The sequence below is a fragment of the Microlunatus endophyticus genome (assembly GCF_014646195.1).
GTDB classification, from domain to species: Bacteria; Actinomycetota; Actinomycetes; order Propionibacteriales; family Propionibacteriaceae; genus Microlunatus; species Microlunatus endophyticus.
Window position 1 is genome coordinate 276114 of sequence record NZ_BMMZ01000005.1, and the last position, 23059, is coordinate 299172.

Here is a 23059-nt window from a genome sequence, read left to right on the forward strand (position 1 = left end):
CCCATGACCGATGAGGGATCCGCAGCAACGCCATCGACGACGCCTTCAGAATCGCCTTCAGAATCGCCTTCTCAGACGCCTTCAGAGTCGGGTCGCCCGGTTCTGGGCATCGATATCGGCGGCAGCGGCATCAAGGGCGCACCCGTCGACCTGGCGACCGGAGAACTGGCGGCGGAGCGGGTCCGCTTCGAGACGCCGGCCGAGTCCACCCCGGAGAAGATCGCCAAGGTCGTCCTCCAGGTGGTCAACGAATTCGCCGATCAGATCGGCGACGGGCCGGTCGGCATCACCATCCCGGCGGTCGTGACCCACGGCGTGACCCGCTCGGCGGCCAACATCGACAAGTCATGGATCAACCACCCGGCCGAGAAGACCTTCGAGGACGTCATCGGCCGCGACGTGGTGCTGGTCAACGACGCGGATGCCGCCGGCGTGGCCGAGGTCAAGTACGGCGCCGCCAAGGACCATCCGGGTCTGGTGCTGCTGACGACCCTGGGCACCGGCATCGGCAGCGCGCTGATCCATCACGGGGTGCTGGTCCCCAACACCGAATTCGGCCACATCGAGATCGACGGTCACGATGCCGAGAAGCGCGCGTCAGCCAAGTACAAGGAAGACAAGGGCCTGTCGTACAAGGATTGGGCGCACAAGAGCCTGCAGCGCTACTACGAGACCATCGAGGCACTGATCTGGCCGGATCTGATCGTGGTCGGCGGTGGTGTCAGCCGCAAAGCCGACAAGTTCCTGCCGCTGCTGAAGCTGAATGCCGAGATCATCCCGGCGAAGCTGCAGAACCAGGCCGGCATCGTCGGCGCGGCCTGGCTGGCCAACGACTACGCCACCCACCGGTCCGAGCCGCTGGTGCACGCCGCCGTCGATCCGAACGGCGGCGATTGATCACATTCGGTCGGGAGCCTGGATGCCGAGCAGGTCGAGCCCCTTCGCGAGCACTCGCTGGGTGGCCAGGCACAGCGCCAGCCGGGAGGCTCGTACCTCGCCCTCGGACTTGAGCACCGGGCACTGCTCGTAGAAGGTCGAGTACGCGACCGCGACGTCGTGCAGGTAACCGCAGAGCCGATGCGGCTGCAGAGTCTGCGCGACCTCCTCGACGATCTCCCCGAAGCGCGGCAGCAGCAGGGCAAGGCTCTGCTCGGCCGGCTCGTCCAGGACGGTGATCTTGTCCGGGACCGCGATACCTTCGGCCTCCGCCTTGCGCAGCACCTGGTGGGTCCGCGCATGGGCGTACTGCAGATAGGGCCCGGTGTTCCCGGTGGTGGCGACCATCCGGTCGATGTCGAAGACGTAGTCCTTGTTGAGCCCGCTGGACAGGTCGGCGTACTTGATCGCCGCCATCGCGACCGCGGGCGCCGCCTTGGCCTCGGCGGCGTCCAGCAGGTCGACGAGCTTCATGGTCGAACCGGAGCGGGTCCGCAGCCGCTTGCCGTCGTTGCCCAGGATCAGTCCGTACGCGACGTGCCGCGCCTCGACCCCGTCCGGCAGGTAGCCGGCCTTGCGAGCGACGGCGAAGACCTGGTCGAAGTGGAATCCCTGTTCGGCACCGACGACATAGATGATCCGGTTGGCGTGCAACTCCCGCACCCGCCGGCGGATCGCGGCCAGATCAGTCGTCGAATACCCGTACCCGCCGTCCGACTTCCGGATGATCATGGGCGAGTTGAATCCCTCGACGAAGACGCACAAAGCACCCTGATCGATCACGGCGGTCCCGTTACCCTCGAGCTCGGAGACCACCTTCTCCAAGTCGTCGTTGTAACTCGACTCACCCGCCAGGTTCTCCTCGGTGACGCGCAGCCCGAGCCGCGCGTAGATCTTCCGGAACGCCGCAGTCGAGATGTCGATCAACTGGCGCCAGATCTTCAGCGTCTCCGCATCACCCGACTGCAGCTTCACCACCCGGCTCCGGGCGCGAGCGGCGAAGGCCGGGTCGGCCTTGAAGTGCTCGTTGGCCCGCCTGTACAGGTCCTCCGCGGCCACCAAGTCGAGGCTGCCGGCATCGATCCCGGCGTCCAGGATCTCCTCGACCAGCAGCCCGAACTGGGTCCCCCAGTCGCCGATGTGGTCCTGCGGGATGACCGTGTGCCCGAGTGAGGTCAGTACCCGGTTGAAGCAGTCGCCGATGATCGAGGTCCGCAGGTGGCCGACATGCATCTGCTTGGCGACATTCGGCGACGGGTAGTCGATCACCACGATCTGCGGATGCTCGGCGATAGGCAGGCCGATCCGCTGATCGGCCAGCTGCTCCGATGCTGCCGTTGCCAGGGTCTCGGCCTTCAATCGCAGGTTGATGAAGCCCGGGCCTGCCAGCTCCGGCGGCTCGGCGATGTCATCCAGATCCAGCTGGTCGACGATCTGTTGAGCAACCTCGCGCGGCGGTTTGCCCTCCTGCTTGGCCAGGCGCAGGGCGACGTTGGACTGGAAGTGGCCGAACTGTGGCTTGGTCGCGGGGCGCAGCTCGGGATCGATCCCGGCAACGGCCTGGAGCCGAGCGCTGAGCGTCTGAGGAAGCGAGGACATGATTCCTCGATTATCTCATCCGTCCGCGATCGGGTTTTCCTCGCCGCCACTGGGCCGGCGAGCACGTCCCGCACGAATTGCTCGGCCGAGTGCGCCGTGCTCGATCCCGCACCAACGGCAGCTGCCGCGGGACCCGGCCATTGCAGGCGAGAAGGGTCAACTCGTGCAAGAACTCGCTCTGCGGGCCGGAAGCCGGATGCGTACGCCGACTCGGCTACGGTGGGGCGCCAAGCCCGGGACAGATCGTTCAACCAACTCCGTCCGAACCAAGGAGCACATTTCATGGCACAGGTACCTACCGTCACGCTGAACGACGGGCGAGCGATCCCGCAGCTCGGCATCGGCGTCTGGCAGGTGTCCAACGACGACATCGAGGCGACCGTCGCCAAGGCCCTCGAGGTCGGCTACCGGCACATCGACACCGCGCAGGGATACCAGAACGAGAAGGGCGTCGGTGACGCCTTCACCGCTTCCGGGCTGTCCCGCCATGACGTCTGGGTGACCACCAAGCTCGCCAATGGCAAGCATTCCCGGACCGATGCTGTCGACGAGCTCAAGATCAGCCTGGAGAAGCTCGGCATGGATTACGTGGATCTCTACCTGATCCACTGGCCGACGCCGACCAAGGGCGATTTCGTCGAGACCTGGCGCGGAATGCAGGACGCACTCGAGTCCGGATTGGCCAAGTCCATCGGCGTCTCCAACTTCCAGCCGGCCCACCTGGACGCGGTGGTCGCCGACGGCGGCGTGGTCCCGGCCGTGAACCAGATCGAGCTGCACCCGACCTTCGCCAACCAGGCGGCCGTCGACGGCAGCCTCAAGCACGGCATCAAGGTGGAGTCCTGGAGCCCGCTTGGACTCGGCGCGGACCTCGGCAATGACACGGTGGCCCGGATCGCCGCGGCGACCGGCAAGACCCCGGCCCAGGTGATCATCCGCTGGCACCTGCAGAAGGGCTACATCGTCTTCCCGAAGTCGGTAACACCCTCGCGGATCGAGGAGAATTTCGACGTCTTCGACTTCGAGCTCACCACCGACGACCTCGCCGCGATCGATGCTCTGGATGCCGGCAACCGGACCGGCGGGAATCCCGACATCTTCGGCTGATCATCCCGGTTGGCAGTGCGGGCACCAGTAGCTGAGCCGTTCCTGGCCCTGCGGCCCGAACTCCTCGACCCTGATCGGCGTTCCACACCGGCGACATTCCCGACCGGACCGGCCGTAGACCCAATGACTGCGGCCGGGCCGGGGATCACCGGTGGTGTTCTGCTCGAATCCGGTGCGGTTCCTGATCATGATCTGTCGCACCCGGTCGCAGAGCCGTCCAAGATCACGGACGTCGCCGACCGGTTTGCGGGGATTGATTCCTTGGAGGAAAAGGATCTCGGCACGGTAGACGGTGCCGATCCCGGCCAGGTTGCGCTGGTCCAGCAGCGCTTCGCCGATCGTACGGTCCGGTTGGGAACGGAGCCGTCGTACGGCCTCGGCCAGGTCCCAGTCCGGACCGAGCAGGTCGGGTCCGAGATGTCCGACGACCTCTGGCTCGCGAGCGGTCTTGATCAACTCCAGTACCGGCAACCGGTATCCCACCGCCGCGCTGCCGGTCACCCCGAGGATCGCGCGGATCTCGTACGTCGGGCCGCCCGACCAGCGCCGCCCGTCAGCGAAGACCCGCCAGGCGCCGTCCATCTGCATATGGCTGTGCAATGTCAGGTCGTTGTCGAACCGCGCCAGCAGGTGCTTGCCGCGGGACACCACCTCGGTGACGCTGATCCCGGTCAGGTCGACCGTCGCCAGCGTGGGCACCCGGAACTCACAACGGGTCAGCGGCTTTCCTGCCAGCGACGCATCCAGCAACTGGCAGGTACGCCACACGATGTCACCCTCTGGCACAACTTCACCGTATCGGCCCGACCAGTACCGACCTACCATTGAGCTATGCCTCGACACCGGGTCCGCAAGCATCATCGGCGGTCCGGCCGAATCCCCCGGGTCGGGCTAGTCGGGTTGCTGGCGGCCGGTGCCGGGGTTGCACCGGCCGTCCCGTCGGTCCTTTACATCCGCCGCCTCGCAAGCGGACACATCTACCCCGTTGACAGGGTGCCCGGGACCCCGGTCGGAATCGTCTTCGGTGCCTTGACCTACGCCGATGGCACACCGTCCAGTTTCCTGCGCGGCCGTCTCGATCTCGGCCTGGAACTCCTGCGACGCAAGAAGATCGACTCGATCCTGGTGTCCGGTGATCATGATGCGGAGTTCTACGACGAGACCGCCGCCATGCGGGACTACCTCGTTGATCATGGTGTGCCGGCGAACAGGATCATCGTCGATCCGTACGGTTTCGACACCTACGACACGGTTGTCAGGGCTCGGGATGTCTACGGGGCGGTTGCGGCGACCATGATCACGCAGAGCTACCACCTGCCGCGCGCCGTTGCCACAGCCCGGGCCGTCGGGTTGGATGCGGTCGGGGTCGGCGACACGTCCGTACGCGTGCGGCGGATCGCCTGGACGAAAGGACTGATCCGCGATCAGTTGGCCTGCGTGAAGACGGTCTACGACCTGGCGACGAAGCGTCGCCCGATGCAGGAGGGGTCGGCACGGCTCCCGGACAGGGTCGCCCCGCTCACCGCCGACTGAAGCCGGCATGAGGGTCGGTGTTGGGACGGCAGCGGCGCGCGGATTCCGTCGCGGGTCGGAAAGCGGACGCGGAAAGTGCCTTGCGGGCCGCCGCAACCCGACGCTGGCAGGGAAACGCACGATGAGAGCAGCAGCCTCGGCCGGACCAGGGTTCACTCCGGGTTCCGATTACCTTGTAACTGTGTAATCATGTAATTACGTACATGCCGTACGGAGGAAGGAGGGCATGATGCGTAACAGTGATTTCCCGGGAGGCTTCGGCCCCAACCCTGGTCGACCAGGGCCCGGACGGCGCGGCCCGGACGGCCGTGGCGGAGGTCGTGGCAGGCGCCGCGATGACTTCGACAACAACGACGAGCCGGGCCCGGAGCGGCGCCGGCACCGAGGCGGACACCCGGGCCATCCCGGGCCTCCGTTCTTCGAAGGGGGCCCCGAAGCCCTCCGCGAGTTTCTCAGCGACCCGGCCAATGTGCCGTGGGGACGAGGCGGACGCCGTCGCGGACCACGCGGCTTCGGTCGGCCGGGCGGTTGGCAGCAGAGCGATCTGCCGCCCGCCGATGATGCCACCGACTGGTTCAGTGGCCGGCTGCCGGCGGACTGGTTCTCTACGGTGGACGTGACCGTCGACCGTGAGGAGATCGTTGTCGTCGGCACCCTGGCCGATACCGACCAACTGACCGGCGCCGAGGCCGAGGGCCGGATCAGCCGGTTCCGGTCCGAGAGCCGCGACACCCGGATGCAGATCGCCGAGGAGGCCCAGTCCCGTTACGGGCGCAAGGTCTCCTGGGGCGCTGCGGCGGGCGACGCCGAGGATCTCTTCACCAACGTCTCCGTACCGGTGATGACCCGGCTGCGGCAGCCGGAGCGCCGGGTACTCGACACGCTGGTCGATGCCGGCGTGGCCCGGTCTCGTTCCGAGGCACTGTCGTGGGCAGTCAAGCTGGTCGGCGAACACACCGAGACCTGGCTCACCGACCTGCGTGCGGCGATGGCCGAGGTCGACAAGCTCCGCTCCCAGGGTCCGAATGTCGGATCCGATGACACGGACGAGTCCGGCGGCGAGGGCGAGGACTGACCCTTCGACCGGCTCAGGGGTCATCGGCGGGCTCAGGGGCAGACGGGCGGGCAGAGGGCTGCGGAGTTTGATCTTGTGGTTCCAACGTGATCAATCGGTGGTGATCAGCTGCCCGCCCGGCTTGTGGAGCATGTCCGCGGCACGGCGGACGGCTGCTGGTGTCGTACGAGACCGCCGACGGATCGGTGCAGGCGCTACCTGATGCCCTGACTCAGCTGCGCGACGGCAGCACCCGGAGCCCGAGCAGGTAGAGCTCGCAGCCCAGGCAGAAGCCGATCACCGCATTCAACAGGGCGGCGACGACCGCGCAGCCGGTGGCGACCAGGCCGAGCACCCAGACCCCGCTGAAGAAGCCGATCAGGCCGAGGATGCTGAAGATCAGGCCGACCAGCTGGGCGAAACGCGGTGGCCGCGGATCCTCCAACTCGTGCGGGACCGACAGCCGGGGCCGCACCAATGCGCGGAAGATCCAGCCGTACGGTCCTTTCGCGGGTCCGGCGACGACGGTGATCGCGAAGACGACCGCCTGGAACAGCAGCACCCAGGGATTCTGCAGGACCAGCGCCACCGCCAGCACGACGGTGGTGATGGCGGCTGCGAAACGCTGGCCACGTTGGTCGATCCAGCCCGCCGCACGCTGGGCGGACAGGCCCTCGGGTTGGGTTTCAGTGCTCATCAGCTGGCTCCTGCCGGGAGTACGGCTTGCAGGGACTGTTTGGTCGGCACACCGGCGGTCCGGGCGACGATCCGACCGCCGTCGTCGGTGACCACGACGGTCGGGGTCCTCAAGATGTTGAGGCGGCGGACCAGGTCGAGCTTGGTTTCGGAATCGATGTCCAGGTAGCGGACCCCGTCGAGCCCGGCGACCGCATCGGTGATGACCCTCTCGGCTGCCCGGCAGGGCGCGCAGAACTCGCTGGAGAACTGGACCACTGTGGCCGAACGGCCCAACGGCGCCCCGAGATCGCCCTCGGTCAGCCGCTCGGCGGGGGACGTTTCAGCCGTCACAGCCGCGGCCGTCGTACGGAATCGCCCGTCGACGCGGCGGCGATAGAGCGCGAACGCTGCCGCCGCCAGCACCGCGATCAGCAGTGCGATGAGACCTGGCCACATAGCCCACCAGAGTAGTAGGCAATATCAAATCCCAGACCCGATGTCCACTCCCCAAGACCGCGAGGGGTCACATTTTCCTCAATCCGCGCGGCGTGTCGTGGGGACCTCCGAACGACACGGCGCACAGATAAGGAATTACTGACCCCTCGGCGTCAGGAGCGGTGGGCGCGGTAGTAGCCGATCAGCGACTGGGTCGAGGAATCGGCCTTGGCCAGTGCGTCCTCGTCACCGCCGACGGCCGGGGTGAGCTCCTGGGCAAGCTGCTTGCCCAGCTCGACGCCCCACTGGTCGAAGCTGTCGATGCCCCAAACCGTGCCCTCGGTGAAGGTGATGTGCTCGTAGAGGGCGATCAACTGGCCGAGCACCGACGGCGTCAGGGCCGGCGCGAAGATCGAATTCGTCGGTCGGTTTCCGGTGAAGACCCGGGCCGGGACGATCCCCTCTTTCGTCCCCTCGGACCGCACCTCGTCGGCTGTCTTGCCGAACGCCAGCGCCCGGGTCTGGGCGAAGAAGTTGGCCAGGAAGAGCTCGTGCACGTCCTTGTCGCCGTCGGTGAGCGGGTGGGCCGGGTTGGCGAAGGCGATGAAATCGGCCGGGATCACCCGGGTGCCCTGGTGGATGAGCTGGTAGAAGGCATGCTGGCCGTTGGTGCCCGGTTCGCCCCAGAAGACCTCGCCGGTGTCGGTCACCACCGGGGTGCCGTCGTAGCGAACACCCTTGCCGTTGGACTCCATGGTCAGCTGCTGCAGGTAGGCCGGGAAGCGATGCAGATACTGGCTGTACGGCAGCACGGCGTGGGTCTGGGCGCCGAAGAAGTTGTTGTACCAGACATTGAGCAGCCCGATCAGGGCCGGCACGTTGTCCTCGATCGGGGTGGTGCGGAAGTGCTCGTCGATGGCGTGGAACCCGGCCAGGAAGTCGGCGAAATTCTCCGGCCCGATCGCGACCACCAATGAGGTGCCGATGGCCGAATCGACCGAGTAGCGGCCGCCGACCCAGTCCCAGAAGCCGAACGCATTCTCCGGATCGATGCCGAAGGCGGCGACCTTGTCCAGCGCGGTGGAGACCGCGACGAAGTGCTTGGCCACTGCGTCCTTGCCGGAGTCCTCGTCGCCGGAGATCGCGCCGGACGCCGTCAGCCCGTCGAGCAGCCAGCTGCGCGCCAGCCGGGCGTTGGTCAGCGTCTCCAGGGTGCCGAAGGTCTTGGAGCTGACGATGAACAGCGTCGTCTCCGGATCAAGATCATGAGTCTTCTCGTACGCATCGGTGGGGTCGATGTTGGAGATGAACCGCGCGCTCAGACCCTCCTGTTTGTACGGCAACAACCCCTCGTACGCCATCACCGGACCAAGATCGGAACCGCCGATGCCGATGTTGACGACGGTCTCGATCCGTTTGCCGGTGACGCCGGTCCACGCGCCGCTGCGCACCTTGGTGGCGAAGTCGTAGACCTTGGCCAGCACCTCGTGCACATCGGAGACCACATCCTGGCCGTCGACAACGAGCGAGGTGCCCTGCGGTGCCCGAAGCGCGGTGTGCAGCACGGCCCGATCCTCGGTCACGTTGATGTGCTCGCCGGTGAACATGGCCTCGGTCCGCTCGCGCAGGCCGACCTGCTCGGCGAGCTCGACCAGCGCCTGCTTGATCTCGGCGTTGATCAGGTTCTTGGACAGATCCACGAACAGCTCGCCCGCCGTCAGGCTGAAGGTCTTCGCCCGATCGGGATCGGCGGCGAACCAGCCGCGGAGATCCGGCTGGAGGTTCTTGTGCAGGTCGGCGAGCTTGGCCCAGGCCGGGGTGCTGGTGGGATCGACCGGAGATGACATGGCTCCCACACTACTGATTGCCGGTGACGAGTTGGTGACGCGCACAGCACAGGCTTGGGCCGATGCGGCAGGGTTGGCGGTGTGGAGGTGGTCACCAAGATCTGGCACCGTGCGACGGCGGTGCAGCCGGCACCTGCACCAGGCCTGGTCGGCGCCATCGCGGTGCTGGGGCTGGTGTTGGTGCTCTACCGCCGGTGCTGGCCGATCACCCGGTTGCTGGTGACGATCACCCACGAGGGCGCGCATGCGGTGGCGGCCGTCCTGGTCGGCCGCCGGCTCTCCGGCATCCGGCTCAACTCCGACACCTCCGGACTGACCGTCTCCCGCGGCAAGCCGCGCGGACCGGGCATGGTCGTGATGCTGGCCGTCGGTTATCTCGGTCCGGCACTGGCCGGCATCGGGGCGGCGTGGCTGCTGGCAGCGGGTCGCAGTATCGGGCTGCTCTGGCTCGTGGTCGTGCTGCTTTCGCTGATGCTGCTGATGATCAGGAACTTCTATGGACTCCTGGTGCTGCTGGTCGCCGGTGGCGGGGTGTTCGCGATCAGCTGGTATCTGACGCCGGGCTGGCAGTCGGCGATCGCCTACCTGATCACCTGGGTGCTGCTGATCGCGGCACCGAAGCCGGTGATCGAGTTGATCATGCAACGCAGGCAGGGTCGTGATCATGGTTCGGATGTGGCGCAGCTGGTCCGCCTGACGTCGATGCCGGGCGCCTTCTGGCTCGGGCTCTTCCTGCTCTGCTCGCTGGCCGGCCTGGCGTTGGGAACGGCGGTGCTGCTGCCGAGCCTGATCGCCCTGTTCCGGCCGATGTTCTGACTCTTCGACAGGCTCAGGGGCGCTTCAACCGCCCCAGGGATCAGTGGTCGGCGTTCTGGTCGTGGTTCTGGTCGTGCCGACGCGGTGGTGTCAGGACGATGCCGCGGGATTCCAGATTGGCTTCGATCCGGACGCGCTCGATATCGCGTTCCAGGCCGGCCGTCGGCCGGTCGAGTTCATGCTCGAGCGACAGCATCCGGCAGGTGTCGGCCAGTACCGCGTCGTAGGCCCGGCGCAGCGCCTCCTGTTGACTCGCCGAGTGGTGTTCGCTGTGCTGGATCAGGAACCGCAGCCGTCGCAGGTCGGCGCTCAACCGTTCGATCGGCGTGCCGTGCTGGTGTTTGAGCGCCCGGACATTGCGGTGATGTTCGCGCCGTTGCTCGATCCGGCGGCCGCCGAGTTGCGCGATCACCCGCTCGAGGCCGCGGATCGCCGACTCATGACCGAGCAGGACCAGGATCGGCAGGCCGGCCATGATCAGAATGGCAAGCAGGCACAACCCCAGCTGGACGCCCATGCCATCAGATTACGACTCACAGCGGTAGCACTGAAAGCCCGACGTGACCGCCGTGACGGGTGGGTCCAATGGGACGAAGACGCAGCTCTGGGCCCGGGCGTACGTTGGGTGCCATGGAGCAATTCGATGCCATTGTGATCGGGGCCGGCCAGGCCGGCCCGGGAGTGGCTGCCGACCTTGCCGGACGGGGACGGAAGGTCGCCGTGATCGAGCTGGACCAGGTCGGCGGTACCTGTCTGAATCACGGCTGCCGGCCGACCAAGGCGCTGCGGGCCAGCGCCGCAGCAGCGCACCGGGCTCGACGGGCCGCCGACTTCGGGGTGCACACCGGCAACGTGACCGTTGACTTCGGCGCCGTGATGCGGCGGATGCACACCATGATCGACAGCTGGGTGACGGGCCTGCGCGACTGGATGGAGTCGGTGGACAATCTGGAGTTGATCATCGGCCGGGCAGAACTGCACAGCTCGGCGGACGGCCCGCATCGGGTCACGGTCGGCGATCGAGAACTCCAGGCTCCGGAGATCTACCTCGATCTCGGGGCCCGCGCAGTCGCGCCCCCGATTCCAGGTCTTGATCAAGTCAACTACCTGACCGAGGTGGAGTTGCTGCAGCTGACCGAGTTGCCGGAGTCGTTGATCATCATCGGGGGCAGCTACATCGGCTGCGAATTCGGCCAGATGTTCGCCCGCTTCGGTGCCCAGGTGACGATCGTCGGTCCCGTCGCACCGAGGGAGGACGACGATGTCGCCGAGGCGGTCGTCGACACCCTCCGCGCCGAGGGCGTACGGATCGTGCCGGCCCGAGCAACGGGGGTCGAGGCATCCGGTGAGGACGTCGCGGTGCTCTGCGACGACGGGACGGCGGTGATCGGCAGCCAGCTGCTGGTTGCGGCGGGCCGCCGGCCGAATGTCGACCTGCTCGGCGCTGAGCATGGTCTGGCGATCGATGATCGGGGCTACCTGGCGATCGACTCGCGGTTCGCGACCTCGGTACCGGGCATCTGGGCGTTGGGCGATGTCAACGGCCACGGCGCCTTCACCCACACGGCCTATCAGGACAGCCAGATACTGCTGGACCCGGAGCGTACGGTCGACGGCCGGATCACGGCCTACGCGATGTTCACCGACCCGCCGCTGGGCCGGGTCGGCATGACCCAGGCCGAGGCAGCGGCCTCCGGTCGGCGGGTGCTGAAGGCCGAATTGCCGATGTCGAGTGTCAGCCGGGCGGTGCTGGACAGCGAGACCATCGGGCTGATGCGGGTGTTGGCCGATGCCGACACCGAGGAGATCCTCGGCGCCACCTTCTTCGGGCTGGGCGGAGACGATCTTGCTCAGCAGATCGGGCTCGCGATGCAGGCCAAGATCGGTTACAAGACCGTACGGGACGCGTTGCCGATCCATCCCACGGTTGCCGAATTCATTCCGACGCTGTTCTCCTCGCTGACCGAGCTCTGATCGTCCCCGGCCGGAAGGCGGAGACGTACGGATCGTCAGTGAGCCAGAAGCGCCACGGAAGATCAACCGCCTTGGTGATGCCGACCCGCGGCCCGCTGCTGATCTTGGTGGGCGCCTGGTCCGGCGGGGTCAGCGAGATCTCGTCGGAGGCCAGCAGATCGGCGCCGTTGTCGGCACGGGTGATGGCAAGCGACTGGGCCAAGCGGCCCGGTCCCCGAGCAAGATCACGATCGGAGATCCTCATCCCCCGCCGTTCGCGGGCCACCTCGATCCCGGAGACCACCTGGCCGGCCCGGATCAGCACCCCGCAGCCGTGCCCGACCGGTCCGGCCGAGACGTTGCAGGCATGGTGCATGCCGTAGGTGAAGTAGACGTAGAGATGACCGGCCGGACCGAACATCACGAAATTGCGGTCAGTTTTTCCGTTGTAGGCATGGGAAGCCGGGTCGGTCAGCCCGTCGTACGCCTCCACCTCGCAGATCCGGACGGCGACCTGGCCATGCCGGAGTACACCGCCCAGCACCGACCGGGCGGCGATCACGACATCGCCGTCAAGATCGAAACTCAGACCGTCTCCCACTTCCGGGACTCCGCCGAGCGCAGCATCGCATCGCAGATCTCGGCCGCCCGCAAGCCGTCGGCGAAGGTCGGCAGCCCTTCGGGTGTGTTTCCGTCGATCGCCGCGTAGGTGTCGGCGACGAAATTCTCGAAGCACTGCGCGTACCCCTGCGCGTGGCCGGCCGGCAGGTGGGACAGCCGGCGCTGTTCGCTCCCCCCGTGGTTGGGATCGCGGACCAGCAACAGGGACTGGTCCTCACCGCCGATCCAGAGCTCCTCCGCATGCTCCTGGTCGAAGACCGCGCTGTGCTGAGCGCCGTCGACCTCGAGCCACAGCCGATTCTTGCGACCAGCGGACAACTGGCTGATCACCGCGGAGCCTGAGGTGCCCCTGTCGGTCCGGAACAGGATCAGCGCACTGTCCTCGGTGGTCACATCGGCCAGCGGAGCGTCCGAGGCAGCCGCGCTGAAGGAGGCTGCCGTCGCGGCAGGGCGCTGCTTGATCGCGATCGAGGTGTCGGCGACTACCTCGACGATCCGTTCGCCGGTGACCCACTCGGCCAGGTCACACCAGTGCGACCCGATGTCGCCGAAGGCCCGCGACGGGCCGCCGGCCTGCGGATCGACCCGCCAGCTGCTGGCCCGCGGGTCGAGCAGCCAGTCCTGCAGATAGCTGCCGTGGATCAGATTCGGAGCGCCGAAGGATCCGTCCTGCACACGCGCCCGCATCTCCCGGGCCATCGGATGGAAGCGGTAGGCGAAGGGCATGGTGTTGACCAGCCCGGTGCGCTCGGCCACCTCAGCGGCGTGCCGGGCGTCGTCCAGGCTGACACCCAGCGGCTTCTCACAGATCACGTGTTTGCCGGCCTCCAGGGCCGCGACCGCGTAGGGCACGTGCGAGGCATTGGGCGTACAGATGTGGACGACGTCAAGATCGTCGGCCACGACCTCGTCGATATCGGCGTACGCCTTCGCAACGCCCCACTGCGCCGCCACTTCCCGGGAGCGCTCCGGTGTCGAGGCCAGGACCCCGACGACCTCGGCACCGGCCAGCACAGCTGCCCGCCGATGAACCTCGCCGATCATGCCCGCGCCGAGCACCGCCACCTTGCGTACGCCATTGGTCATGGCGTCAATTTAGTGCGCGCGGGCCGTCCCGTTCGTGCCGCCCCGTGAATCGGGTCGGCTGCCCGGGTCGGTTGTCAGCGGGGCTCGATCAGGAACACCGGGATCAGCCGGTCGGTCTTGGTCTGGTACTCCGCGTACGGCGGGTACGCCTGGACCGCGCGCTGCCACCACTCCTCGCGCTCCGCGCCCTCCAGCTCACGGGCGTGACCGTCGATGACCTGCTCGCCGTCCTGGACCGTGACCGCGTCCGGATCAGCCTTCACGTTGTGGTACCAGACGGGATGTTTCGGAGCTCCGCCCTTGGAGGCGACCATCGCATACTTGCCGTCGTGTTCGACCCGCATCAGCGCGAACTTGCGGATCTTGCCGGACTTGTTGCCGCGGGTCGTGAAGATCACCACTGGGTACGGCGTGCCGGCGAGCAGGTAGCCCTCGCGGCCACCCGTCCGCTCGTACAGCTCGACCTGATCGCGGACCCACTTCTCGGGACTCGGTGCGTATTCGCCAGTCAATGCCATGGTTCCACTGTAGGAAGGCGTTCCAGGGCGGTTCACACAGGGACTTCTCACAGGCAGCCCTCGGGCGCGTCACGACCAGGACAATTCCTGCCGCGGTCGGTCGGACGCGCCGGTCCGCGACCCCCGGCGTCCCTACCGTCGAATCGACGAGAGGGGGTCACAATGTCCATCGCAACACCGTCCCGTGCAGCATCCGGCCCAGACACTCCACCGGCACTGCAGGAGCGCGGGACCCGGCTGACGGAGCGGCTGCCGGTGCTCTATCCGATCGCCGTCGAGCTGTTGCGGCTGCGGCGTCTCTGGCAGTGGCAGCGCTCCGGCATCGAGTGGGCGACCCAGCGGGCGACCGACGATCTTCCGGTCCGGGTCAAGCAGCACAAGTCGCTGTTGTTACGGACGCTCGGCGACTCCGAGATGTGGATGCAGCACAACAAAGTGCGCAATCTCGAACTCGCCACCGCGCGGGTGGACGGGATTCTGCTCCGGCCGGGTGAGGAATTCTCCTTTTGCCGGCTGGTTGGCCGGGCCAGTCGCCGCAGAGGCTACCTGGACGGCATGTTGCTGGACAACGGAGAGGCCAAGGCCGGGCCGGGAGGCGGCATCTGCCAGCTGGCGAATCTGCTGCACTGGATGGTGCTGCACTCCCCGCTCACCGTCACCGAACGGTCCGAGCACTCCTTCGACCCGTTCCCGGACAACGGGCGGGTGCTGCCCTGGGGAGTGGGCTGTGCGGTCTACTACAACTACGTCGATCTGCGGTTCCGCAACGACACCGACGCGACCTTCCAACTCCGAACGCGGGTCGGCACCCGTTACCTGGAAGGAGACCTCCGTGCCGACCGTGCGCTGCCGTACTCCTACTCGGTCTGTGCCCGCGACGAGGACTTCGTACGACGTGGTGACGACTGGTTCCGGCGCAACGAGATCTGGCGCGACGTGATCGACCGGCGATCCGGCAACAGGGTCCGCAGCGAGTTGATCAAGAAGAACTGCGCCCTGGTGAAGTATCGGCCCGACGCCGACGCTGCCGCAGATCAGCAACAATAGGCCTCATGGAGCTGGACGAAGTCGCCCGCGAGCTGTACGACGGTTCGCCGGACGACTTCGTCGAGATCCGCAAGGCCCGCGCCGCCGAAGCCCGGTCCGCCGGAGATCGGGAGCTGGCCAAACAGATCACCGCTCTGCGCCGGCCCACCCGATCAGCCTGGGTCGTCAACCTGCTGTCCTTCCAGGCGGACGACGAGCTGGCCGGCCTGCTGGATCTCGGTGCCGCACTGGCGCAGGCCCAGCAGCGGCTGTCCGGTGATGATCTCCGTCAGCTGTCCCGGCAGCGCAACACGGCGATCTCGGCGCTGGTCCGGCGGGGCAGCCAACTCGCCCAGGTGCGTGGACACCGGCCCTCCGAGGCGACACTGCGTGAGGTCACCGACACGCTGCAGGCTGCGCTGTCCGATCCCGGCGTAGCCGAGGTCGTCCGCAACGGACGGCTGACCCAGCCGCAGTCGTACGGCGGATTCGGACCGGAGATGATCTTCGCCCCGGCGGAATCGCGTGCCGAGCCTCCCGAGCCTGCTCCCGGCACCGCGCCCGAGGATGATCAAGCCACCCCCGACGAGCGACTGCACCAGCAGCGACTCGACGAACTCGCAACAGCGCAGCAGGCCCTGGACCGGTTGGAGGTCCAGCTCACCCGGGTCGAGGAGCAGGTGCAACGGGCCGCCGAGGACGCCGACCGGCGGTCGCAGCGGCTGACCGAGCTTCGCGATCAACTCCGACGGGCCGAGCGCGAGGCCGACCGCGCCGATGCCGAACTCGAGCGTCTCAGCAGCGAGCGCGATGATCTACGCTCGGCCAGGGAAGAGGCCGAGGAGCAGGTCTCGCAAGCGCTGTCGCGGCTGGCGGGCGACTGACGGCGGTCCGATCAGCGCGCGAGCCCGGCAGCCCGCCGACCGAGGGCCAGCACCCCGCCGACCGCTGCGGCCAGCGAGCAGACCACTACCGCCGAGCTCCAGCCGTGCTCCAGCACCCGGGCATCGTGGCCGCCGTGCAACAACAGGGTTGCGGCCACCGTCGCCCCGATCGCCGAGCCGAGATAGCGCGCTGTGTTGTTGACGCCACTGCCCAGACCGCTGCGCCCTGCCGGCGCACTGGCCGCGGTCTCCCGGCCCAGACCGGCATTCACCACGCCGGCTGCGATACCGGAGACCAACAGCCCGATCACCATCGGCGCCAGACTCGCCGTGCCGATCATGATCAACTGGCCTGCGGCGAGCACCAGCAGCCCCCAGCCCTGATCACGAAGACCACGAAGAGCGCACCGGCGATCGTGCTCATGATCGCCGGGAGTACTGCCGACGTGGCTGACCGGAAGCCGACCAGAAAGGTGTTCTGAGCGAGCGGCTCAACCATCTCGTCGACCGCGGACTGGTCGCCAGGACCACCGGGACCGGGCACGCCGAATACGAACTCACCGAGGTCGGCATCGGCCTGCACCCGGTGCTGGTCGCGTTGAGCTCCTGGGGCCGGGAGTACGCCAATCCCGAGCACCGTCCGAGCGGAGCCTGACCCACATCTGCGGGACAGTCCTGGAAGCCTCCGGGCATTGCCCCAGCTGCGATGTCATCGCCGAGCCGGCCGACGTCATCAGCGCCCCGGATCCGAAGCATCCAGGGCGTCGTACGGATCCGGTCTCGGTCGCACTGCGGCATCCGAAGCGGCTCCTGGAGCCCGTCGGCCGCTGATCCCGCGCTAGATCATCCGGGCCGCGTAGTCGCGGACGTGCCCGAGGGTCGGCACCGCCAGCCCGACGGCGACGACGAGCAGTAGGCCGCCGCTGACGGCGGCGGCGGGACGGCCGGCCCTCGGCGAACGACCGACGCGCAGCACGCGCGCGACGACAGCGACGACGAGCCAGAACGCACCCGAGACCAGCACGACGGTCAGTCCCAGGATTGCCGTGTCGGTGGTGATGCCGGGTCCGCGGCCGATGAACTGCGGCAACACCGCGCCGAAGAAGATGGGGGCCTTCGGATTGCTGACATCGACGACGAAACCGCGCCGGTACGGGTGTAGGTGATCATGCTCGAGTGCGTTGGGGTCCCCGCCGCGGCGAGCGCTGTTGATCACCCTCAGGGCAAGCCAGACCAGCACGGCGGCACCGACAAGCCGCAGCAGGTCAAGGGCTTGCGGCCAGGCCGCCAACATCGCGGCCAGGCCTGCCGTCGCCAGCCCGGCGTGCACGCACAAGCCGGTCATGATCCCGGCCACGGTCCGCACCCCGGCCCGCCGTCCGCGGCCGGCGGCCTGGACCACGACGACGAAGTCCGGGCCGGGCACGGCGAGCGCCACCAGCAGCGTGAGAACGAATCCGATCCAGGTCGAGAAGGTCACGACCCGAAGCTAAGCCTGTGTTCGATAAGATCGAGGGATGGAGGAATATCCGTCCCTGAATCGGACAATGACCGAATTGGATTCGGTCGACTGGGAGATTCTCGACATCCTGCAGAATGACGCCACCACCCCCAACAAGGAGATCGCGGCCCGCGTCGGCGTGGCCCCGAGCACCTGTCTGGAGCGGATCCGCCGACTGCGGTCGGCCGGTGTGATCTCGGCGATCCGGGCGGTGATCGACCCCGAGGCGATCGGCCGCGGCGTCCAGGCCTTCCTGGCCATCCAGATTCGCCCGCACTCCCGCGAGACTGCCAACGACTTCGCCCGCCAGGCACTCGACCTACCTGAGACAATCGCCCTTTACAACGTGGCCGGCGGCGACGACTACCTGGTGCACGTCGCGGTCACTGACAGCGCGGCCCTGCAGTCGCTGATCATCGATCGGATGCTCGCCATCCAACAGGTGGCCCACTGCCGCACCCAGTTGATCTTCGGCGAACCGTGGACGTCGGTGATCCAGCGGTCGGACAGCGCCGGGCCGGCTAGTCGCCGCGGACGGCGCGGCGGATCACGCCGCCGAGCGCGTTGAGGAAGCGGTCCTCGGGCGAGCCGAACGCCTGGTCGTCGACCATATAGGTCCAGGTCGAGGTGGGCCGGTCGATCCCGGAGGCCGCCTCGTCCAGGCCGTCTTCGGTGATCACCGCCTTCTCGAAGGCTTCCGCGGCGTCGTCCAGCAGCTTCTTGCGCAGTTCCCGGTAGGCCTGATCACTGGCGGAGTGGTAAGCCATCAGCGGCGTCTCGCGGCCGAGGGCGCGCAGGTGGATCCCCTCGCGCAGGTCCTCGGTGAAGGCGATGTGGTCGCTCCAGGCCCGGTCGATCTGGTGCAGCAGCAGCTGCCGGGCCGCCTCGGCCAGCACCTCGTCCTCGACCTCCTCGGCAAGCTCCTTCCAGCGGTCCGGCCGCAACCGCTGGAACTCCTCGGCAGCCAGGCCGGTCCTCAACACCCGGTCGCGATAGCTCAGGACGTCGGTGCGCTGTGCGTCGAGCTGCTGGCTGTAGTTCCAGCTGTTGCGGTGGGTGTCCAGCAGAGCACCCTCGGTGATCCGCTGGGCGTGGTCGACCTGGCCGGCGATCCGGGGCGAGGTGATCTCCCCGGTCTCGTCGTCGATCTCGGCCCCGCGAGGGTGCAACTCGGCCGTGGTCGGATCGTCCTCGAGGCTGACGAAGATCACCGAGGTGCCTGGATCGCCCTGACGCCCGGCCCGACCGCGAAGTTGATCATCGAGTCGGCTGGTGTGATAGCGACCGTGGCCGATCACCAGCAGGCCGCCCAACTCCGCGACCTGATCATGCTCATGCTCGTCCCCGCCGCCGAGTTTGATGTCCACGCCGCGCCCGGCCATCTGGGTGGACACCGTGACCGCGCCCAGCTGGCCGGCGGCCGCGATCACCGCCGCCTCCTCGGTGTCGTTCTTTGCGTTCAACACTGCGGCTTCGACGCCGACCTCGGCGAGCAGCTCGGCGATCTTCTCCGACCCGGCGACGCTGTGGGTGCCGATCAGCACCGGGCGTTGTCGATCATGGGATTCCTTGATCAACTCGACCATCGCGGCATCGCGGTCCTCGGCGGTCTCGTAGATCCGATCCGCCTCGTCGGTGCGGATCAAGGGTCGGTGCGGCGGCAGCGCGCCAGTCTCCAGGTCGTAGAACTCCCGGAACTGCTCGGCCGCGGCCAGCGCCGTACCGGTCATCCCGCCGACGGTGCCGTAGTGCTTGATCAATGCTTGCACGGTGATGGTGTCCAGGATCTCGCCCCGGTCACTGGGCTGCAGGCCCTCCTTGGCCTCGACCGCCGCATGCAGGCCGTCCGGCCAGCGCTGCTGTTCGGCGACCCGGCCGCGATTGGGATCGACCAGGCGGACATGATCATCGGTGACGATGTAGTCGACGTCGCGCTGCACCAGCGTCTCAGCGTAGAGGGCGACATTGACCCGGGTGAGCAGCAACTCGTTGCCCTCGGCGTACAGATCGTCGACGCCCAGCAGAGCCTCCACCCGTGCCAGACCGGAATCGGTCAGATTGACCTGGGTGTTGTCGTCGGAGGTCTCGTAGTCCTTGCCGGCGGCCAACTGGGTGACGATCGCGGCCATGCTTCCACCGTCGTCGGAGACCGGCAGGCTGCCGGCCAGCACCAGCGGCACCTTCGCCTCGTCGATCATCACCGAATCTGCCTCGTCGATGATCAGGGCGTCCGGTTTGGTCTGGACGATCTGCTCGGTGTCGGTCCGCAGCCGGTCGCGGAGCAGATCGAAGCCGATCTCGCTGACCGAGCCGTAGCAGATGTCGGCGGCATAGGCGGCCTTGCGCTGATCATGGTCGGACGCGCTGGTCACCCAGCCGACGCTGACCCCGAGCAGTTCGTAGATCGGCGCCATCCACTCGGCATCACGGCGGGCCAGGTAGTCGTTGACGCTCATCACCCGGGCCCGATGCCCGCGGGCCACCAGGCCCAGCGCCGCGATCGCCCCGGCCAGGGTCTTGCCCTCCCCGGTGGCCATCTGCACCACGGTGCCGTTCATGATCGCCAGCGCACCCTGCAGCTGGACGTCGTACGGCCGCTCACCGATGCCGCGCTCGGCTGCCTCACGAACGACCGCGCAGAATTCCGACTGGGTCGGCACGTCGTCAAGATCACCACGGATGTCGTCGTACGCCTGCCGCAGCTCGGCGTCCTCGAGATCCCCGATCTCGCCCTCGATCTCGTCGGCCGCCGTGATCGCCGATCCATAGCGACCGACCTCAGTCGTACCGGCGCGCCCGATCAGCCGGCGCAGGCCGTCTCTCAATCCCACCCGACCGACGGTACACGCGCGGGCCGGTGCAAACACTTCAACTGACCGCGACTCACGACGCACGGAAGACTGCGACTACCTGGAACGTGACGAGGATCTTCATCGTCTGCGTCCGCGCATGAAAAGGCGTCGACCGGCAGCTGGGGCTCCGGCCAGACTGTGCTACAACACCTCGGCGCTTGCCCACCCTCGACAAATCACCCACGCCATGCAGCGTCGCTTTCGCGACGCTGCCGTCCCTGCAGCGCTGGAAGAACCGATCACGATGGCCGGGCGCGCCATCGATGATGAGGCGCTCGACCTAGCCGTCGACGGCACGCATAGCTACCCGTTCTTGATCCAGCTGGTCGGCCATCGATCCTTGCGCTCCGGGCCGGACCACGCATGGATCACCGCTGCCCATGTTCGGGCCAGCGTTGACGGCACGGTCCGGCGGGCCGGCCGCTGCAATTGGGGATCCTGGTCCGGGCAACATCGCTGTTTCCATTTCCGCTGATTCTGTCGCCGACGATCGAGCCGCCACGGCGTGTCGCCCCGGGGCAGACCATCCTCGGTCACAAAACCAGCGACTCCGCAAGCCGTTCCCCAACGGACAGATCGGAACAACCCCGCCTCACCGGAGAACGGGGGCGCCCGGAGACCCGCCCGGTGCAACTGCCCGCAACGGTAGGCCAAACGCAACATCTATAACGCTTGTGGGCCCAGGCCTGCGGGCAGGTTCACGCACACGCGGTACGGCTCCCGAACAACCCGGAGTCGCCTAGAAGGACGCCTCGTCAAGCTCCATGGCCGCCAGATCGGTGCCCTCGGCGATCACCCGCTCGGCGGCCAGCTTCGGCAGCACAATACGGGCGAACCAGCGGGCCGAAGCGACTTTGCCCTCGTAGAACCGCTGCTCCGACTCCGGCAGGTCGGTGCCCAGTGCCTGCAGCGCGATGTCGGCGCTGCGCAGCAGCAGCCAGGCGCAGACGACGTCGCCCAGGCCGAAGAGCAGCCGAGTGGTGTTCAGGCCGATCTTGTAGAGGTTGCGCGGATCGCCGCCGGCTCGAACGTCGGAGCTCATGGCGTTCATCGCCATCGCGGTGCCGATCGCCTCGACGTCCTCCAGCGCCTTGGCGAGCAACTCGCGCTCGTCCTTCAGCTGGCCGCCGGAATTCTGATCGCCCTCGGTGTCCAGGAACTGCTGGATCTCGGCCTGCAACTGACCCAGCGCCTTGCCCTGGTTGCGGATGATCTTGCGGAAGAACAGGTCCTGGCCCTGGATGGCAGTGGTGCCCTCGTACAGGGTGTCGATCTTGGCGTCGCGGACGTACTGCTCCAGCGGGTAGTCGGCCAGGAAGCCGGAACCGCCGAAGGTCTGCAGCGCCTCGGTGCCGAGCAGGGTCCAGGACTTCTCGGACCCGTAGCCCTTGACGATCGGCAGCAGCAGGTCGTTCAGCTTGATCGCGTCGTCGTCCTTCTCGCCCTTGGCGGCTGCGATCGCGACCTTGTCCTGGATGCTCGCGGTGTAGAGCACCAGCGACCGCATCCCTTCCACATAAGCCTTCTGGGTGAGCAGCGCGCGACGCACGTCCGGGTGATGGGTGATCGTGACGCGGGGTGCGGTCTTGTCGTAGTTCTTGGTCAGATCGGCGCCCTGGATCCGGCTCTTCGCATAGTCGAGTGCATTCAGGTAGCCGGTGGACAGGGTCGCGATGGCCTTGGTGCCGACCATCATCCGGGCGTCCTCGATCACCTGGAACATCTGCGCGATGCCGTTGTGCACCTCGCCGAGCAGCCAGCCCTTGGCCGGCTTTCCGTCACCGAAGGTCAGCTCACAGGTGTTGGAGACCTTCAGGCCCATCTTGTGCTCGACGTTGGTGACGTTGACGCCGTTGCGCTCGCCCAGGTCACCGGTCTCGAGGTCGAAGTCGTACTTCGGCACGATGAACAGCGACAGGCCCTTGGTGCCGGGGCCGCCGAAGCCCTCGACGCCGACCGGGCGGGCGAGCACCAGATGGATGATCTGGTCGCTCAGGTCGTGTTCGGCGGAGGTGATGAAGCGCTTGACGCCCTCGATGTGCCAGCTGCCGTCAGGTTGCGGCAGGGCCCGGGTACGACCGGCACCGACGTCGGATCCGGCGTCGGGCTCGGTCAGCACCATGGTTGCGCCCCACAGCTTGTCGGCCATGATCCGGCCGATCTTCTGGTCCCGTTCGGTGCCGTTCCGGAAGATCATCTCGCCGAACTTCGGCCCCGACGCATACATGTAGACGGCCGGGTTGGCACCGAGCACGAGCTCGTTCATGGCCCACCGCAGCGATGGCGGCGCCGGCTGACCGCCCACCTCTGCCGCAAGACCGATCTGATAGAACTCCGACTCCATCCAGGCGTCGTAGGACTTCTTGAACGCCTCCGGGAGCGGAGCCGTGTGGCTCTCGGGATCGAAGACCGGCGGCTGCCGATCAGCGGACTCGAAGGATTCCGCCAGCTTGGTGGTCGCGAGGTGATCGACCTCGTCGAGCACCGCTTCGGCGGTTTCGACATCCATGTCCTCGTACGGCCCGTGGCCCAGGATCTCGGACCGGCCCAGCAGCTCGAACAGATTGAACTTGATATCGCGAAGATTGGACTTGTAGTGCGTCATCGCTGGTT

The 23059-nt window shown here is 67.3% G+C and carries 24 protein-coding genes; 10 read left to right on the plus strand and 14 right to left on the minus strand.

What is annotated here, in order from left to right; all coding sequences use genetic code 11:
• Window positions 1-3: 3 nt before the first annotated feature.
• Entirely contained in the window at window positions 4-897 is an 894-nt protein-coding gene (ppgK, locus tag IEY07_RS12390; protein WP_188895660.1) for a polyphosphate--glucose phosphotransferase, read from the plus strand.
• Here ppgK and argS read toward each other — a convergent pair whose 3' ends face one another.
• Window positions 898-2535: an arginine--tRNA ligase gene (gene argS / locus IEY07_RS12395; protein ID WP_188895661.1), complete on the minus strand. Its 1638-nt coding sequence runs from the start codon at window positions 2533-2535 to the stop codon at window positions 898-900. It abuts the gene before it with no gap.
• A gap of 282 nt (window positions 2536-2817) precedes the next feature.
• Here argS and IEY07_RS12400 point away from each other — a divergent pair, with 282 nt between their 5' ends.
• A complete protein-coding gene (locus tag IEY07_RS12400; protein ID WP_188895662.1) occupies window positions 2818-3642 on the plus strand; it encodes an aldo/keto reductase in 825 nt (274 codons plus the stop codon).
• Here the strand turns inward: IEY07_RS12400 and IEY07_RS12405 are convergent, their stop codons facing one another.
• Window positions 3643-4428, minus strand: a complete 786-nt coding sequence (locus IEY07_RS12405; protein WP_188895663.1) for a DNA-formamidopyrimidine glycosylase family protein — start codon at window positions 4426-4428, stop codon at window positions 3643-3645.
• A 45-nt stretch (window positions 4429-4473) separates the two neighbouring features.
• Here IEY07_RS12405 and IEY07_RS12410 point away from each other — a divergent pair, with 45 nt between their 5' ends.
• The gene (locus tag IEY07_RS12410; RefSeq protein WP_188895664.1) at window positions 4474-5175 is read left to right on the plus strand and encodes a SanA/YdcF family protein; all 702 of its coding nucleotides are present in this window, start codon (window positions 4474-4476) and stop codon (window positions 5173-5175) included.
• Between the two features lie 229 nt (window positions 5176-5404).
• Window positions 5405-6250 carry an ATP-binding transcription factor AbmR gene (gene abmR / locus IEY07_RS12415; protein ID WP_308422938.1) on the plus strand — a complete coding sequence of 282 codons (846 nt, stop codon included), beginning with the start codon at window positions 5405-5407 and terminating at the stop codon, window positions 6248-6250.
• A gap of 211 nt (window positions 6251-6461) precedes the next feature.
• Here abmR and IEY07_RS12420 read toward each other — a convergent pair whose 3' ends face one another.
• The 3 genes from IEY07_RS12420 to pgi form a co-directional block, all read right to left on the minus strand.
• Window positions 6462-6926 (minus strand): DUF4395 domain-containing protein, encoded by a 465-nt coding sequence (locus tag IEY07_RS12420; RefSeq protein WP_188895665.1) that lies wholly within the window; start codon window positions 6924-6926, stop codon window positions 6462-6464.
• Complete coding sequence (locus tag IEY07_RS12425) at window positions 6926-7363, minus strand: thioredoxin family protein (RefSeq protein ID WP_188895666.1); 438 nt, start codon at window positions 7361-7363, stop codon at window positions 6926-6928. The genes IEY07_RS12420 and IEY07_RS12425 overlap by 1 nt, the downstream gene beginning before the upstream one ends.
• Window positions 7364-7515: 152 nt before the next feature.
• On the minus strand, window positions 7516-9189 hold the full coding sequence (gene pgi, locus IEY07_RS12430; RefSeq protein WP_188895667.1) for a glucose-6-phosphate isomerase: 1674 nt from the start codon (window positions 9187-9189) through the stop codon (window positions 7516-7518).
• An 81-nt stretch (window positions 9190-9270) separates the two neighbouring features.
• On the opposite strand from pgi, the gene IEY07_RS12435 reads away from it, so the two are divergent.
• A complete protein-coding gene (locus IEY07_RS12435; RefSeq protein ID WP_188895668.1) occupies window positions 9271-10005 on the plus strand; it encodes a M50 family metallopeptidase in 735 nt (244 codons plus the stop codon).
• Window positions 10006-10045: 40 nt separating this feature from the next.
• On the opposite strand, the gene IEY07_RS12440 is transcribed toward IEY07_RS12435, so the two are convergent.
• Window positions 10046-10522, minus strand: coding sequence for a hypothetical protein (locus tag IEY07_RS12440; protein ID WP_188895669.1), 477 nt, complete (start codon window positions 10520-10522; stop codon window positions 10046-10048).
• Window positions 10523-10635: 113 nt separating this feature from the next.
• Between IEY07_RS12440 and IEY07_RS12445 the strand changes: the two genes are divergently transcribed.
• On the plus strand, window positions 10636-11979 hold the full coding sequence (locus IEY07_RS12445) for a mercuric reductase (RefSeq protein ID WP_188895670.1): 1344 nt from the start codon (window positions 10636-10638) through the stop codon (window positions 11977-11979).
• Here the strand turns inward: IEY07_RS12445 and IEY07_RS12450 are convergent.
• The 3 genes from IEY07_RS12450 to IEY07_RS12460 form a co-directional block, all read right to left on the minus strand.
• The gene (locus IEY07_RS12450) at window positions 11942-12559 is read right to left on the minus strand and encodes a DNA-3-methyladenine glycosylase (protein ID WP_188895671.1); all 618 of its coding nucleotides are present in this window, start codon (window positions 12557-12559) and stop codon (window positions 11942-11944) included. The two genes, IEY07_RS12445 and IEY07_RS12450, sit on opposite strands and share 38 nt — an antisense overlap.
• The gene (locus IEY07_RS12455) at window positions 12544-13665 is read right to left on the minus strand and encodes a Gfo/Idh/MocA family protein (RefSeq protein ID WP_188895672.1); all 1122 of its coding nucleotides are present in this window, start codon (window positions 13663-13665) and stop codon (window positions 12544-12546) included. Before IEY07_RS12455 ends, IEY07_RS12450 begins: the two co-directional genes overlap by 16 nt.
• Before the next feature lie 74 nt (window positions 13666-13739).
• Complete coding sequence (locus IEY07_RS12460) at window positions 13740-14183, minus strand: nitroreductase family deazaflavin-dependent oxidoreductase (protein ID WP_188895673.1); 444 nt, start codon at window positions 14181-14183, stop codon at window positions 13740-13742.
• A 162-nt stretch (window positions 14184-14345) separates the two neighbouring features.
• On the opposite strand from IEY07_RS12460, the gene IEY07_RS12465 reads away from it, so the two are divergent.
• Window positions 14346-15230, plus strand: a complete 885-nt coding sequence (locus IEY07_RS12465; protein ID WP_188895674.1) for a VanW family protein — start codon at window positions 14346-14348, stop codon at window positions 15228-15230.
• A 5-nt stretch (window positions 15231-15235) separates the two neighbouring features.
• Window positions 15236-16093, plus strand: coding sequence for a hypothetical protein (locus tag IEY07_RS12470; protein WP_188895675.1), 858 nt, complete (start codon window positions 15236-15238; stop codon window positions 16091-16093).
• An 11-nt stretch (window positions 16094-16104) separates the two neighbouring features.
• On the opposite strand, the gene IEY07_RS12475 is transcribed toward IEY07_RS12470, so the two are convergent.
• Window positions 16105-16458: an MFS transporter gene (locus IEY07_RS12475; protein ID WP_188895676.1), complete on the minus strand. Its 354-nt coding sequence runs from the start codon at window positions 16456-16458 to the stop codon at window positions 16105-16107.
• The gene (locus tag IEY07_RS24125) at window positions 16437-16676 is read right to left on the minus strand and encodes a hypothetical protein (RefSeq protein ID WP_229670022.1); all 240 of its coding nucleotides are present in this window, start codon (window positions 16674-16676) and stop codon (window positions 16437-16439) included. The genes IEY07_RS12475 and IEY07_RS24125 overlap by 22 nt, the downstream gene beginning before the upstream one ends.
• Between IEY07_RS24125 and IEY07_RS24725 the strand changes: the two genes are divergently transcribed.
• Complete coding sequence (locus IEY07_RS24725) at window positions 16608-16748, plus strand: winged helix-turn-helix transcriptional regulator (RefSeq protein ID WP_373288845.1); 141 nt, start codon at window positions 16608-16610, stop codon at window positions 16746-16748. The genes IEY07_RS24125 and IEY07_RS24725 overlap by 69 nt on opposite strands.
• Before the next feature lie 183 nt (window positions 16749-16931).
• On the opposite strand, the gene IEY07_RS12485 is transcribed toward IEY07_RS24725, so the two are convergent.
• Window positions 16932-17573 carry a LysE family translocator gene (locus IEY07_RS12485; protein ID WP_188895677.1) on the minus strand — a complete coding sequence of 214 codons (642 nt, stop codon included), beginning with the start codon at window positions 17571-17573 and terminating at the stop codon, window positions 16932-16934.
• 67 nt (window positions 17574-17640) lie between these two features.
• Between IEY07_RS12485 and IEY07_RS12490 the strand changes: the two genes are divergently transcribed.
• Window positions 17641-18162 carry an Lrp/AsnC family transcriptional regulator gene (locus IEY07_RS12490; RefSeq protein WP_188895678.1) on the plus strand — a complete coding sequence of 174 codons (522 nt, stop codon included), beginning with the start codon at window positions 17641-17643 and terminating at the stop codon, window positions 18160-18162.
• Here the strand turns inward: IEY07_RS12490 and secA2 are convergent.
• A complete protein-coding gene (gene secA2, locus IEY07_RS12495; RefSeq protein ID WP_229670023.1) occupies window positions 18116-20425 on the minus strand; it encodes an accessory Sec system translocase SecA2 in 2310 nt (769 codons plus the stop codon). The genes IEY07_RS12490 and secA2 overlap by 47 nt on opposite strands.
• A 760-nt stretch (window positions 20426-21185) precedes the next feature.
• Complete coding sequence (locus tag IEY07_RS12500) at window positions 21186-23051, minus strand: acyl-CoA dehydrogenase (RefSeq protein WP_188895679.1); 1866 nt, start codon at window positions 23049-23051, stop codon at window positions 21186-21188.
• Window positions 23052-23059: the final 8 nt, after the last annotated feature.

Excerpts from the sequence above, each read along its gene's own strand:
- ppgK (WP_188895660.1), top strand. The coding sequence starts at position 4 with ATGACCGATGAGGGATCCGCAGCAACGCCATCGACGACGCCTTCAGAA.
- argS (WP_188895661.1), bottom strand. The coding sequence starts at position 2,535 with ATGTCCTCGCTTCCTCAGACGCTCAGCGCTCGGCTCCAGGCCGTTGCC.
- IEY07_RS12400 (WP_188895662.1), top strand. The coding sequence starts at position 2,818 with ATGGCACAGGTACCTACCGTCACGCTGAACGACGGGCGAGCGATCCCG.
- IEY07_RS12410 (WP_188895664.1), top strand. The coding sequence starts at position 4,474 with ATGCCTCGACACCGGGTCCGCAAGCATCATCGGCGGTCCGGCCGAATC.
- abmR (WP_308422938.1), top strand. The coding sequence starts at position 5,405 with ATGCGTAACAGTGATTTCCCGGGAGGCTTCGGCCCCAACCCTGGTCGA.
- IEY07_RS12420 (WP_188895665.1), bottom strand. The coding sequence starts at position 6,926 with ATGAGCACTGAAACCCAACCCGAGGGCCTGTCCGCCCAGCGTGCGGCG.
- IEY07_RS12425 (WP_188895666.1), bottom strand. The coding sequence starts at position 7,363 with ATGTGGCCAGGTCTCATCGCACTGCTGATCGCGGTGCTGGCGGCGGCA.
- pgi (WP_188895667.1), bottom strand. The coding sequence starts at position 9,189 with ATGTCATCTCCGGTCGATCCCACCAGCACCCCGGCCTGGGCCAAGCTC.
- IEY07_RS12440 (WP_188895669.1), bottom strand. The coding sequence starts at position 10,522 with ATGGGCGTCCAGCTGGGGTTGTGCCTGCTTGCCATTCTGATCATGGCC.
- IEY07_RS12445 (WP_188895670.1), top strand. The coding sequence starts at position 10,636 with ATGGAGCAATTCGATGCCATTGTGATCGGGGCCGGCCAGGCCGGCCCG.
- IEY07_RS12455 (WP_188895672.1), bottom strand. The coding sequence starts at position 13,665 with ATGACCAATGGCGTACGCAAGGTGGCGGTGCTCGGCGCGGGCATGATC.
- IEY07_RS12460 (WP_188895673.1), bottom strand. The coding sequence starts at position 14,183 with ATGGCATTGACTGGCGAATACGCACCGAGTCCCGAGAAGTGGGTCCGC.
- IEY07_RS12465 (WP_188895674.1), top strand. The coding sequence starts at position 14,346 with ATGTCCATCGCAACACCGTCCCGTGCAGCATCCGGCCCAGACACTCCA.
- IEY07_RS12470 (WP_188895675.1), top strand. The coding sequence starts at position 15,236 with ATGGAGCTGGACGAAGTCGCCCGCGAGCTGTACGACGGTTCGCCGGAC.
- IEY07_RS12490 (WP_188895678.1), top strand. The coding sequence starts at position 17,641 with ATGACCGAATTGGATTCGGTCGACTGGGAGATTCTCGACATCCTGCAG.
- IEY07_RS12500 (WP_188895679.1), bottom strand. The coding sequence starts at position 23,051 with ATGACGCACTACAAGTCCAATCTTCGCGATATCAAGTTCAATCTGTTC.